At 53.9% G+C, this 12,449-nt stretch carries 11 protein-coding genes; 10 read left to right on the forward strand and 1 reads right to left on the reverse strand.

All coding sequences use genetic code 11. From position 1 onward, the window contains the following. Window positions 1-17 precede the first annotated feature (17 nt). Window positions 18-782: an SDR family oxidoreductase gene (locus AC0YOA_RS05775; protein ID WP_210038340.1), complete on the forward strand. Its 765-nt coding sequence runs from the start codon at window positions 18-20 to the stop codon at window positions 780-782. Between the two features lie 468 nt (window positions 783-1,250). On the opposite strand, the gene AC0YOA_RS05780 is transcribed toward AC0YOA_RS05775, so the two are convergent. Beyond that, entirely contained in the window at window positions 1,251-3,281 is a 2,031-nt protein-coding gene (locus tag AC0YOA_RS05780; protein WP_475785833.1) for a beta-galactosidase, read from the reverse strand. Window positions 3,282-3,372: 91 nt separating this feature from the next. Here AC0YOA_RS05780 and AC0YOA_RS05785 point away from each other — a divergent pair, with 91 nt between their 5' ends. The 9 genes from AC0YOA_RS05785 to AC0YOA_RS05825 all read left to right on the forward strand — a co-directional run bounded on the left by AC0YOA_RS05785 (window position 3,373) and on the right by AC0YOA_RS05825 (window position 12,425). Continuing rightward, entirely contained in the window at window positions 3,373-4,248 is an 876-nt protein-coding gene (locus tag AC0YOA_RS05785; protein WP_475768630.1) for an AraC family transcriptional regulator, read from the forward strand. Window positions 4,249-4,450: 202 nt separating this feature from the next. Next, window positions 4,451-5,629 (forward strand): HNH endonuclease, encoded by a 1,179-nt coding sequence (locus AC0YOA_RS05790; RefSeq protein ID WP_475785834.1) that lies wholly within the window; start codon window positions 4,451-4,453, stop codon window positions 5,627-5,629. A 156-nt stretch (window positions 5,630-5,785) separates the two neighbouring features. Further along, window positions 5,786-6,472, forward strand: a complete 687-nt coding sequence (locus tag AC0YOA_RS05795; RefSeq protein WP_475785835.1) for a response regulator transcription factor — start codon at window positions 5,786-5,788, stop codon at window positions 6,470-6,472. Next, on the forward strand, window positions 6,472-7,956 hold the full coding sequence (locus AC0YOA_RS05800; protein WP_475785836.1) for a sensor histidine kinase: 1,485 nt from the start codon (window positions 6,472-6,474) through the stop codon (window positions 7,954-7,956). The genes AC0YOA_RS05795 and AC0YOA_RS05800 overlap by 1 nt, the downstream gene beginning before the upstream one ends. A gap of 109 nt (window positions 7,957-8,065) precedes the next feature. Continuing rightward, window positions 8,066-9,211 carry a hypothetical protein gene (locus AC0YOA_RS05805; protein ID WP_475785837.1) on the forward strand — a complete coding sequence of 382 codons (1,146 nt, stop codon included), beginning with the start codon at window positions 8,066-8,068 and terminating at the stop codon, window positions 9,209-9,211. Between the two features lie 329 nt (window positions 9,212-9,540). Next, window positions 9,541-9,948, forward strand: coding sequence for a GntR family transcriptional regulator (locus AC0YOA_RS05810; protein ID WP_475785838.1), 408 nt, complete (start codon window positions 9,541-9,543; stop codon window positions 9,946-9,948). Next, the gene (locus tag AC0YOA_RS05815; RefSeq protein ID WP_475785839.1) at window positions 9,945-10,658 is read left to right on the forward strand and encodes an ABC transporter ATP-binding protein; all 714 of its coding nucleotides are present in this window, start codon (window positions 9,945-9,947) and stop codon (window positions 10,656-10,658) included. Before AC0YOA_RS05810 ends, AC0YOA_RS05815 begins: the two co-directional genes overlap by 4 nt. Further along, window positions 10,655-11,416, forward strand: a complete 762-nt coding sequence (locus AC0YOA_RS05820) for an ABC-2 transporter permease (RefSeq protein ID WP_475785840.1) — start codon at window positions 10,655-10,657, stop codon at window positions 11,414-11,416. Before AC0YOA_RS05815 ends, AC0YOA_RS05820 begins: the two co-directional genes overlap by 4 nt. Window positions 11,417-11,444: 28 nt before the next feature. After that, window positions 11,445-12,425 (forward strand): ABC transporter ATP-binding protein, encoded by a 981-nt coding sequence (locus AC0YOA_RS05825; RefSeq protein WP_475785841.1) that lies wholly within the window; start codon window positions 11,445-11,447, stop codon window positions 12,423-12,425. The last annotated feature ends 24 nt before the right edge of the window (window positions 12,426-12,449 follow it).

Raw genomic sequence — 12,449 nt, forward strand, 5'->3', positions numbered from 1 at the left:
CGGAAGGAAGGGATAACATGAACATCAGCACCGGGATATCGTTATCGGGAATCGAAGGTAAGGTCGTAGCCATTACGGGCGCAAGCAGCGGAATTGGAGAAGCAACTGCGCTTCTGCTCGCTGAGCGCGGGGCGAAAGTCGTACTTGGCGCGCGCCGCTCGGATCGGCTTGAGGCTCTTGCGGCACGAATCGTAAATGCGGGCGGGGAAGCCGCATATGCAAGCATAGATGTGAGACGGCGAGATGATCTGTCCACCCTCGTCCAATTGGCATGTGAGCGGTATGGCAAGCTTGACGTTCTCGTCAACAATGCCGGCGTTATGCCGATATCTCCCCTTGATGACCTGCGGGTGGAGGATTGGGAGGCAATGATCGATATCAACATAAAAGGCGTTTTGTATGGGATTGCGGCAGCACTGCCCGTCTTCCGCAAGCAGGGCTTCGGGCATTTCGTAAACACCGCGTCTACAGCAGCATTTCGTATCGTACCGAACCAGTCGGTCTATGCCGGCACCAAATTCGCCGTGCGCGCCATCTCCGAGGGGCTGCGCCAGGAGGCGGGAGATAAGCTGCGGGTGACGATCATTTCACCTGGCTTTACAAGGACGGATGGTGTAGGTGCTGCTGTTACCAATCCGGAGGTCAAAGCCCAACTGGAGGAGTCCCGGGATAAGTTCGCGATGCCGCCGGAAGCGATCGCCCGCTCAATTGCGTTCGCGATCGAGCAGCCTGCAGATATTGATGTGAGCGAGGTTATTGTCCGCCCCACCGCGCAAGGCTAACTTCCGCCTCTGTGAAGGCGACAGCCGTTTTTCCTTGAGTTGTGCGGGACGGGGATGGATCCCGCCGCAGCAGAGGATGGGCGAAATTGCTGCACATTTGGCCTGCTGGTCTCTTCGCACCGCGCGCAGCTCCCAGCGCGCGGTGCGGTGTTGCATGACGGCGGTCGCCCAAACGAGACTCTGGGCGTCAGAGGCGGAGCTGTTATCTTCCCAGGCAAATATTTGAGTCGAATGTAATCATAATCGTCTTTCATAGAAGAGGCAAAAAGACGCTCCTGGCGCCACTGATAAAGTGGCGCCGGAAGCGTCTTTTGCATGTTGTTTGGGAATGAGAGGATCTCTTTGTTCCCGGAGCGCCGTTCGGGCCTGGCGGGCGGGTATTCACTGCAGCAGCGCTTTTTACGTCCAGCATGGCCAAGAATAAGGCTGGCAAGCCCGCAAGGAGGCTTTTCCTTAATCTATATGTGGTCAGGATGACGCTTCAATAATCATTACGCCGCGGCCAGCGACAGTAGCGGGACCGGAAGCCGGCTGGCCGGTAAGCAGGTCAACGCCGTAATTCTGATCAAATTCCACCGTCACGGCATTCGGATTATGGTTCATGACGAACAGGTAGGAACGGCCGTCTTTGTCGCGGCTTGCCACTTCCACGCCTGGCTGCTTGCCCGGCAGCGGCTCAATTCCCCGCTCGGCGCAAAGCGATCCCAGGAAGCCCTGCAGGAAGCTGGCATCGGGGCTTGTAGCGACATACCAGGCTTCGCCTGAGCCGAAAGAATTCCGGGTCAGCGCCGGCATTCCCGCATAGAAGTCGTCGCCATATTCCGCTATAACGTCTGCTCCCTCAGTATGAATAAGATCGCACAGCAAGGAACAGCTGTATTCCCCCTGAAGCGTTCCGTAAGTATCCTTCATGATCATCCGGTTAGTCTGATCCGGGAACAAAGCGTCGATTTCTTCGGCCCAGATGCCCAGAAGCTCTCTGAGCTCCCCCGGATATCCGCCCAGCGTGACGATATCGTTCTCATTGACAATGCCGCTGAAGAAGGTGGTGACGAACGAACCGCCCCCCTTGACATAGGCTTCAATCCGCGGTGTCATCCCCGGCTTCACCATGTACATAACCGGCGCCAGCACGACATCGTATCCCTGCAGCTCATCGTCGAAGGAGATGATGTCCGCTTGTATGCCCAGCTGATAGAGCGCATCGTAATACTTATGAATTTCATTCAAATACTGCAGCGCCACGCTCGGACCGCTGGAGTACTCGATCGCCCACCGATTCTCCCAGTCATACATAATCGCCACCTTGCTTGGCGTGCGCGAGCCCAGCAGCTTATCGCCGAGCTGGCCCAGTTCTGCGCCGAGCTGGGCGCACTCGCGGAAGACCCGGGTATGCTCGTGGCCGACATGCTCGATAAGCGCGCCGTGATATTTCTCGCAAGCGCCGACCGAGCGGCGGAGCTGGAAGAACATAATGCTGTCCGCGCCATGCGCCACAGCCTGATAGCTCCACAGCCGCATCACGCCCGGGCGCTTGAGTGAATTGTAGGCCTGCCAGTTCTGCTGGCTCGGCGTCTGCTCCATGAGGAGAAAAGGCGCGCCGCCCTTCAGTCCGCGCATCAGGTCATGCGTCATTGCCGTGTAGCTGACAGGCGTATCGGCAGCAGGGTAGTTATCCCAGGAGATAATGTCCATATGCTTGGCCCATTTGAAATAATCCAGCTGCTTGTATGTGCCCATCAGGTTGGTCGTCACCGGAATATCGGGGGTGACCGCCTTGATCGCTTCATATTCCAGCTTGTAGCAATCGAGCATGCCGTCGGAATTGAAGCGCGCGTAATCCAGCGATATGCCCTGAAAATTCGTACGGTTGGCAGCCCACTGCTCAGACAGGCCGCTAGGGAGGACAATCTCCTCCCAATCGTAGAAAGTATGGCCCCAGAAGCGGGTATTCCACTGCTCGTTCAGCTTGTCCAGCGTCACATATTTCCGCTTCAGCCAGACGCGGAAGGCGGCGGCGCAGTTCTCGCAGTAGCATTCGCCCCCGTATTCGTTGGACACATGCCACAGCAGCAAGGCCGGGTGATCCTTGTAACGCTCTGCCAGCTTCGAAGCGATCCGCTCCGAGAATGTGCGGTAGGAGGGGCTGTTGGGACAGGAATTATGCCTGCCGCCGAATTTTCGCTTGCGGCCGTCAAAATCGGTGCGCAGCACATCAGGAAACTGGCGTGCCATCCAGGCGGGATGCGCCCCCGTTGACGTGGCAAGGCAGGCGTATATGCCATTCTCATGCAGCATGTCCATAATTTGATCCAGCGTTTCAAAGCTGTAAGTGCTTTCATTCGGCTGCAGCATAGCCCATGAGAACACGTTTACGGTGGCGATGTCCATGCCGGCCAGCCGCAGCATGCGCATATCCTCCGGCCAGACGCCGCTGTCCCACTGCTCGGGATTGTAGTCGCCGCCATATAACATTTTGGACAGTTTGGTCGTATCCATAGATATCAGCTCCTAAGATGTTTGTAGCTTCATTTTATGATATGATTCACGTTAACGATATATAATATTTAGATAGGCAGGATATGATAATATGGAACAAATCATCCGTCGCAAGGTTGTGGAGGATCAGCTTCGGCGCTTTATGTTTGTGCTCGGCAAAAACGATCTTCCGCTGTATGTAGAAAGCATCGGCTACAATCCCGATCAGGAGTCCGTTGTCAGACGCAAAGGCTATCCGTACTTTCATTGGCTGCAGACGATTGAAGGCGAAGGGGAATTTGAATTAAGCGGCAGAAGGTTCTCGTTGTCCCAGGGCAACGGTTCCCTGATCTTCCCCGGGGTTCCGCATTCCTATTCAGCCGCCAAGGGTAAAAAATGGGCAACCCTGTATGTGACCTTCGGCGGCTCGCTGGCGGATTCGATGCTTGCCCAGCTTGGCATCCGCCATACGGAGTGGCTGCATTGGAATGATGATGCGCCGATAACGGAGCAGCTGCTGGATATGGTGGAGCAGACCCAGTACGACGAAGACCGTACAGGGCTGAATGCTTCCGCGCAGCTGTACCGGTTTCTGACGATGGTCAAAATATACGGCCAGACAGGCGGCAGATCCTCTTTGTTTCAGCATCTGGAGAAGCTTGACCCGCTGCTCAACTGGCTGGATCAGAAGTTCGGCGATCCGGAAATCGGCTTGATGGACATGGCGGACCGGCTCGGAATCAGCCCGCGTTATTTGAATGCGCTGTTCCGTCAGGCATTCGGCATTACCGCCTATGCCTACCTGATCCGGCTGCGCATCCGCAAAGCCAAAGAGCTGATGAGCAAAAGCGAACGGAAGTCCATCAAAGAAATTGCCCAGCTGTCCGGGTATCGCGACCCGAGCCATTTTATATCGGCCTTCGGCAAGACCGAAGGCATGACCCCCGACCAATTCCGCAAGCTGCAGGGATTGACATATATGACATGAGAAGCGGCAGCGGCTGGTCTTGAAGAAACTGACACTGACTTAACGCCAAGGACGGCGAGAGCCGTTCTTCATATACAATAAGATAGTGTAGAATCCAGCCTTGCCCTGCTTATATTTCTGATGGAAGGAACGTGGCCATGACGCTGAAAATACTGGCGCCGGCCGTTTCTTCTTGTATGATGAACGGAGAGAACTTACAACCATGGATGTGAAAAAATGCGCGGCATGCGGAGTTGAGAAGCCCCTTACCGCTTATAGCAAGCGCTCCTCCGGCATCAGCCGGCGCGGAACCTGCCGCTCTTGTATGCGCAAGCGCCAGCGGGAGACGGCGCACAGCCGGACAGGCGGCTCAATTGAACCTGCAATTGTACCAGCAGTGAAAACAACGATAACGGAACAAGCGCCATCCGCTGCCGCTGTGAAAGCTGTGATCTGGCCTGATCAGCCGGATAAAAAGAAGATCAGTTACCCCGCAGAGCCGCAAATGCAAGCGCTGCAGCTTGAAACGGGTGACGGCGCATCTGCGGCTGAAGAGGACGCTCCCCCGCAAAAGCGCAAGCGCCGCAAGCGCGGCCGGCGAAAATCGGGCGGGCATAAAGGCACTGAGACAATTGCGTCTGCAGGTCCTGATCGAGCAGCAGATGGACGAATGAAGGCATCCGAGCGCGCGGATTCCGCTGCAGTTGGCGTAACCCATACATCAAAGCGTGCGGATTCCGCTGCAGTTGGCGTAACCCATGCGGATCCCGCTCCAGTTAGCCTGACTTCAGTCAACGGGTCAAGCCAGGTTCAGGTCCTGGGCAAGGAGAGTATCTCCTCCGCTCTTCCCATTATTGAAGCTCATCCCGCACCGGCAGCTGCGGTGGATGAGCTTGCGCCCAAACGCAAACGAAGACCGCGCGGACGCAAACGCCGCCGCCGCTCAGCCAAAGCGGGCCAGAGCGCTAATTCTCCTCAGGCGGAACCGCGTCCGCCAAGTAAAAGAATCGTTCCGTTCAAAGGCCCCTTCAAATACGATACGTCGATTCTGAACGACAGGGGAACGGGTCTGATCCGTCTGCGTGGCCGCCGCGAGACCGGCAAGCGCTGGTCGACGGACATTCCGCTGGAAATGGCGATAACAATGGTGAAGGAAGGCGCGGCGGGCATCATAAGTCCCGGCCAGATTCACAAGCTGTATTCGAAGACGGATTTTCGTCTTCTCGTTCTGCAGCGGGACAATTATGTTTGCCGTTATTGCGGCCGCTATGGCGATACCATCGATCATGTGATGCCCAAGTCCAAGGGAGGATTGTCCTCGCCCTTGAACTGCGTGTGCGCTTGTGCGGACTGTAATTTGAAGAAAGCCGACAGCCTTGATTTTGTATATGATGATTTCTGAGAACTTTATTTGAATGGTCCGTACAAATGCCAATCCCCTGCATCGGGGGATGGCATTTTCCATATATTTGTGAATGCTTCGTTTACGAGTTGGAAACATGTCAGATATGCCGGGGATATAAGCCTGTAATAGATTAAGAATAGGGTGATACGGAAAATGGAGAAGAAAATTCTCGTTGTGGACGACGAACAAAGCATCGCAGGGGCAATTGCCTACGCCTTCCGGCGGGAAGGCTACAACGTGGATATTGCCTATGACGGCGAAGAGGCGCTCAGGAAAGCTGCTTCCTTCAAACCGGATGTGATGGTTCTTGATGTCATGATGCCCAAGCTGAACGGATACGATGTGTGCCGCAAGCTGGAGAACCGCAGCGGTCTTGGCATTATTATGCTGACTGTCAAAAACGATATTGTCGACAAAGTCATCGGCCTTGAGCTGGGCGCGGATGATTATATGACCAAACCCTTTGATCTGCGCGAGCTGGTGGCGCGTGTCAAAGCATTGATCCGGCGTATGGAGAACCGGACGGAGGATGAGCCACAGCAAATCGAGATAGCGGAACTGCGGATGAACATTCCGAACAGAGTCCTTCAATTGAAGGGCAAGGCGATCGATCTGACCCCCAAGGAGTTCGATTTGATCGCACTCCTGCTTACACATCCCGAGCGGGTATATACGCGCGACGAGCTGCTTGATCTCGTCTGGAGCATCGATTACGCGGGGGGAACCCGTACGGTGGATATCCATATGCAGCGGTTGCGCAAGAAGCTCGGCGAGCCTTACCAGAATTTGCTGCAGACCGTGTACGGCATCGGCTATAAAGCGCTGCGGGAGCTGTCCTGATGAAACGGAAGACGCAGCCAGACAGGGAGGAGGGGCTGAAGCTGCGAAGAAGAACCCCTTTCAGCCTGAAATGGCGGTTTACGATCGGCCTGGCCATTCTGCTTGCTGCGACAGTCTTGATGCTTGGCTGGCTTGTGCTGCGGGAAATTGAGAAGGAACAAATGAGCAGGGTAGAAGCAACGATGAAGCAGCGCAGTGACCTGGCTAATTTGCGCGTGCGGCAGATGTATCTCAGTGCGGACGCGCAGGATGATGTGAATACTTTTTTCCGGCGCAGGGGACCGGAGCTGGCTTCGGATCTCAGCAGCCTGCTGGGCAATGCGCATATTGTGCTGTATGACGCCAAAGGCATGGAAATTGGCAATTCCCAACCGTTGTCGACGACGCCTTCAATCGAAGATATTCTGGAATATGCGAAGAAAGGCAGGACCGTCTACCAGGTTTCCGGCAATTCGCTTGTTTATATGGCGCCGCTAGTCTGGTCGGTCGGCCAGGTGGGCATTGTACAGCTGGAGACCTCCCTGCAGGCCGATCAGGATTATTACGCCAGGCTGCAGCGTTCTCTGCGCAATATTGGACTTGCAGCGCTGGCAGTCAGCTTTCTGATTGGATTTCTGTACGTTTCCCGCGTCACCGGTTCGCTGCGCAAGCTCAGATCTGCCGCCGATCAGATCAGGGACGGCCATTTTATTAAAGATTCGCCTGTTCGGCGCAGAGACGAGCTTGGCGAGCTCAGCGAGGGGATTACCTATATGAGCCGGGAAATCGAGCAAAGCTTCGCGCGGCAGAAACAATTTATCGGAAACATCAGCCACGAATTCAAGACACCGCTCACATCGATCATTGCTTATTCCGATCTGCTGGATATGTACCGGGATGACCCGGCGCTGCTGGACGAAGCGAGGGAGAATATCCGCAAGGAAGCCGACCGGCTGCTGGAAATGGTGGAGAAGGTGCTGCATCTGTCGGCGCTGGAGCAGTATGAGTTCGGACTGAACGCGGAACGCCTTGATGTCCGCGAATCGCTGGAAGAGGTATGCAGCCGGATGCGGGGGAAGGCAGTTCAATTCGGCATTCGGATAGAAACGGATATCAAGCCGGCGCAGGTTCGTGTCGACCGCGAGAGCCTGATGCATATCTTCATGAATCTGCTTGATAATGCAATCAAATACAACATAAAGGGAGGCACGGTTCACGTCTCCTGCAGTGTCGAAGGGGATAAAGCGGTCATCATGTTTCGTGATACGGGGATCGGCATACCGCCTGAGGCTGTCGTGAAGCTGTTCGAGCCGTTCTTCACGGTCAGCAAAGACAGGGCGCGCCTTACAGGGGGAACCGGACTTGGACTGTCGCTCGTGAAAAGGCTGGTCGAGGTACAGCACGGCAGCATCACGCTTGAGCAGCCGCCATCCGGGTCCGGTTCGATATTCAAAGTCGAGTTTCCGCTCGCGTCTCCTGGAACCGTGAAACCTTTACAAGCTTGAAACAAGACCGGAATATTGTCGAGAAATTCATTTTGTACGATGGATATGCAAAGGAAAAGGCTGATGAAGGCCGATTCCTCTTAAATGATTGAATGGGAGGCACCCTGTGATGGTTGCAAACAAGAAGAAACAAAAAAGGGCGGCTGCGGCTGCGATCACTTTGGCCGGCATGCTCGTTGTGTTATCCGCCTGCGGCAGCGGAGCGGGATACGACGGGAGCACGGCTGCAGGACGAGAGGTCATCAAGAAACCGGATAAAACAATCACCGTTGTGGATGAAGCTCCTGCTCGAGCAGACCAGCAGATGGAAGTGTCCAAGATCGATGAGCTGAAGGGCATTCATGGCCTGGACTGGCTCAGCGAAGACAAGATTATTGTCGATAAAGAGAATTTGAACATGAAGCCGGTTACGATTGAAGGCGAGCAGCGCTACCCCCGCAATCTCTATATACGGGATCTGGCTGCGGCGGACCAGGAGGATGAAGCGCTGTCCGAGGAGCAGGACAATCAAAGCTTCGCGCTGCTGTCGGCGGACAAGAAGTATTTGTTTTATAAGAAAAATTCCGAGGATACCGCAACAGGCTACATTATGGATATGGCTACGCGCGAGTCGGTTCAGACAGGCGAGGGAGAACTTCATGCCAATGATGGAGAATGGATCGACAACGAACGGGTGATCTTCTCCCTGATTACCGGCAGCATCGTAACGGCGGATGTAAAAGGCAATACGACAACCGTCCTGCCGATGAAGGATGATTTCTCCATCATGAATGCGACCCAGCGCGGATCGACCGTCTATTATACCTCTATGCAGGATAAGCTGCATGCGTATGATACGCTGACCGATAAACAAACCGTGCTCGACAGCAAAGTCATCTGGTTCGTTCCCACCCCCGACAACAAGCAGACCGCTCTGGTCAAACGGACATCGGAGACGGAGATGGAGCTGACCATTACAGATTCTTCCCTCAAAAAGAAATGGACGCTGGTGAAAGCAACGCAGGTTTTCGGCATGAGCTGGTCGCCTGATGGGACGAAGCTTGCATACATTGTTAACTCCCAGGGCGACGGCATAAACGGAGTATTCGTGGCGGATAGCGTATCCGGCAAGACGACACCGATTTCGGTCGATTCCAGAAACGCATCCGGCACCCTGCGCTGGAGCCCGTCGGGCGATAAATTGCTCACCTCTTCAGCAGTTATGGAAGAGAATAAAGTAGTCTTCCATACGTATGTGATTTCATTCCAGCAATAAATGAGCTGAATAAGCAGTCCCCGTCTCTTTACTTGAAATATAAGAAAGTATAAAGTTTCTCCATACTTTGCTTATATTTCTGAGGGAAGAAGCTTGGCCCAGCCGCCTAAAGGACGGCGACAGCCGGTTCTTCCTGAGGGGCAGGACTGCTTTTATCTTTTCAAGGCATTTAAAACACTTTCGCACAGGCAGCTGCGGAAGTGTTTTTTTTCAGCTTTTAAGCGACTTTCTTGAGTATTGATTATGTGCTCACTTGCATTAAGTGTATTAAGTGATATAATACACTTAATATTGAAAGCAGAAGGCGGCAGGGACAGGGAGGAACATCCATGGAAGAACAGCAGGTTGGCACATTGCGGTTTCAGATCGATTTTAGTCAACCTCTATATGAACAGGTATTGGATCAGGTGCGAAGCTCAATTGCCAAAGGAGAGATTGGATTGGGAGACAAAATGCCATCGGTGCGCGATCTGGCGCAGCAATTGCGGATGAATCCGAACACGGTGATGCGCGCATATCAGGAGCTGGAGCGGGACGGTTTGACGGAGAAGCGGCGGGGACAAGGAACCTACGTCACTTCCTCGACCGAGCGCGTGCAGACCTTTCGGACGGATCTTTCAGCCAGGTATATCGATTCCTTTCTGTCTCAGATGGAGAGCCTGGGATTCAGCTGGTCGGATATAGAAACTTATGTGCACAATAAACAAATCAACAAGGAAGGAGGGAACCGGACATGAGTGAGCCGATTATAGTCTGCAAGCAGTTATCGAAGCAGTACGGCGACAAGAAGGCGCTGAGCGGCGTAAGTCTGTCGGTTCCTGCCGGGAAAATCGTTGGAGTTCTCGGTCCCAACGGCTGCGGCAAATCCACCCTGTTCCGGACTATAACAGGCCTTGTACAGCCCGATCAGGGAGAAATCAGGGTGCTTGGACAAACACCCGGCTGGCGTATCAACAAAGATATCGCCTATTTGCCTGACCGGGCCCGGTGGTATCCGTTTCATACAACACTCAAGGCTTTTGAATGGGGGCAATCCTTCCTGCCAGGATTTGATATGGCCGCTGCCAGATCCTTTGCCGAATTTATGGACATCGAGCTGGACATGAGAATCAGCGGCATGAGCCGGGGGCAGGAAGCCAGGGTGATGCTTATTCTATGCATGGCGCGCAAGGTGCCGCTTATTATTCTGGATGAACCGTTCGCCGGTATCGACGTGATCTCCAGAGAGGCGATTATCTCGGGCATTATCGATTACCTGGAGGAGCGCGAGCAATCCATATTGATCAGCACGCATGACATTCAAGAAGTCGAGGGCCTGTTTGATTACACGATCATGATGAACAAGGGGCAGGCGATCTGGACAGGCGATACGGAGGACCTGCGGGCTGAATACGGCTCCCTGCACCACGTTTTTCGCACATTGTACAAGAAGGAGGGGATACGTTGAAAACATCCGGTACCTTTTGGGCGCTGATGCGTCATGAATTCAAAGTAAAGGGAAGCGGCAAGCGCCTGAACCGTTCCCCTCTGAGCAGAAAATGGGCCGGCATCTACGGCGCAGTCGTCCTGATCATCGTTCTGGGCACGCTGACTTATTTTGCAATGGACCATTCCTTAAAGCTGCTCAGTTTATGGTTTGTCACTATCGGTTTTCCCTATATGCTGTTCTTCACCGGCCATGGCATTCTGAAGCGGGAGTGGGAGAACGAGACCAGCGGCTGGTGGCTGACGCTTCCGTATTCGCGGCTTACGCTCGTTGGCGCCAAGTGGAGCGGTGCAGCGCTGCGGACATTGATGGCTATTGCAGGCTTTTATGCAGCAGCATCCCTATATGCTTCTTGTATCGTGCTGATTTTGAACAGTTATACCATGAGCGATTTGTCCGCATTCCTGCTTGTAGGGCTAAACTGGTTTGTACTTATTATTGGATTTGGCCCCTTTGTTCTATCCATCGGTTTCCTGACAGCAGCGGTTGCATACACGCATTGGCGGCCGATTACTCCTCTGCTCTGGGTAATATTCATGGGAGGCGGAGGCCTGTTGTTCTCCAAAATGGGCCCGGTATTTGATCAGCTTAACGGAGATACGGCAGTGGTTTGGTTTCCGTTTCCATGGGAGGTGCTAGCAGCGATGATCGTCAGCCTGCCGGCCGCTTACCTCGTCATTCGATTATGCGCCTATCTGCTTGATAGAAAATTAGCCTAAAGACATATTCAACAAAGAAGGGAATGAAATGAAGATGGAAACAATGACGGAAAACCGGCGGCCATCCGATAGTAAACGGCCCGAAAGCCGGGAACTTCTGCTGGAGGTCACAGGTCTGCAAAAGGCATACGGCAAGAAACAGGCACTGTCGAATGTGACCTTCTCGCTTCAGGCCGGCACTTCATTCGGGTTTCTTGGTCCCAACGGAGCAGGCAAATCGACCACCATGAAGATTTTGACCGGAATCGTAAAGGCGGACAAGGGGAGTGTGAGCCTGTTCGGCAGAGATATTACCAATGATATTGATGCGGTTTCCAAATACATTGGTTATGTTCCTCAGGAAATAACCCTGTATGAGAAGCTGAGCGCTTACGATAATCTTGAGTTTTTTGGCCAGGCATATGGTGTTCACGGAAATGAGCTTAAACGCCGTATTCAGGAGATCCTCGAGAAAACCGGGCTGATTGACCGGGCCAGAGATGAAGTGCAGACCTTCTCCGGCGGTATGAAGCGACGCATTAATATTGCGGCAGCCATGCTGCACCGGCCGAAGCTGCTGATCCTGGATGAGCCGACGGTAGGCATTGATCCGCAGTCCCGCAATCATATTTTCGAAATGATCCGCGAGCTCAACAAGGACGGGGTAACAATTATTTACTCCACCCACTACATGGAGGAGGTTGAGGTTCTCTGCGATCAGGTCGCCATTATGGATCAGGGAGCCGTCAAAGCAAGCGGATCGCTTGGCGAGCTTCTCGAGCAATACGGGCGCAAATCCATTTATCTGGAAGCCGCCGGGTTGACGGCTCCTCCCGTTGATCCGCAGGTTACTCAAACGCGCAAGGAAGGCTCGGGCTGGATACTGGATACGGAGCATGTGGCGGGAGTGATGCAGCGGCTTTTGAGTACAGCGGCACGGAGCCAGTGGGATGTCAAGCAGCTTGAGGTTGTCAGGCCGTCGCTGGAGAGCGTATTTCTGACGGTCACCGGCACCGCGCTGAGAGACTAGAAGCCGTAAGGATACAGAAGGGAG

This window comes from Paenibacillus sp. JT22N12 (assembly GCF_056269365.1).

Bases quoted from the DNA above. Each gene is read 5' to 3' on its own strand.
- AC0YOA_RS05790 (WP_475785834.1), top strand. From the start codon at position 4,451: ATGGATGTGAAAAAATGCGCGGCATGCGGAGTTGAGAAGCCCCTTACC.
- AC0YOA_RS05800 (WP_475785836.1), top strand. From the start codon at position 6,472: ATGAAACGGAAGACGCAGCCAGACAGGGAGGAGGGGCTGAAGCTGCGA.
- AC0YOA_RS05825 (WP_475785841.1), top strand. From the start codon at position 11,445: ATGAAGATGGAAACAATGACGGAAAACCGGCGGCCATCCGATAGTAAA.
- AC0YOA_RS05805 (WP_475785837.1), top strand. From the start codon at position 8,066: ATGGTTGCAAACAAGAAGAAACAAAAAAGGGCGGCTGCGGCTGCGATC.
- AC0YOA_RS05775 (WP_210038340.1), top strand. From the start codon at position 18: ATGAACATCAGCACCGGGATATCGTTATCGGGAATCGAAGGTAAGGTC.
- AC0YOA_RS05810 (WP_475785838.1), top strand. From the start codon at position 9,541: ATGGAAGAACAGCAGGTTGGCACATTGCGGTTTCAGATCGATTTTAGT.
- AC0YOA_RS05795 (WP_475785835.1), top strand. From the start codon at position 5,786: ATGGAGAAGAAAATTCTCGTTGTGGACGACGAACAAAGCATCGCAGGG.
- AC0YOA_RS05780 (WP_475785833.1), bottom strand. From the start codon at position 3,281: ATGGATACGACCAAACTGTCCAAAATGTTATATGGCGGCGACTACAAT.
- AC0YOA_RS05815 (WP_475785839.1), top strand. From the start codon at position 9,945: ATGAGTGAGCCGATTATAGTCTGCAAGCAGTTATCGAAGCAGTACGGC.
- AC0YOA_RS05785 (WP_475768630.1), top strand. From the start codon at position 3,373: ATGGAACAAATCATCCGTCGCAAGGTTGTGGAGGATCAGCTTCGGCGC.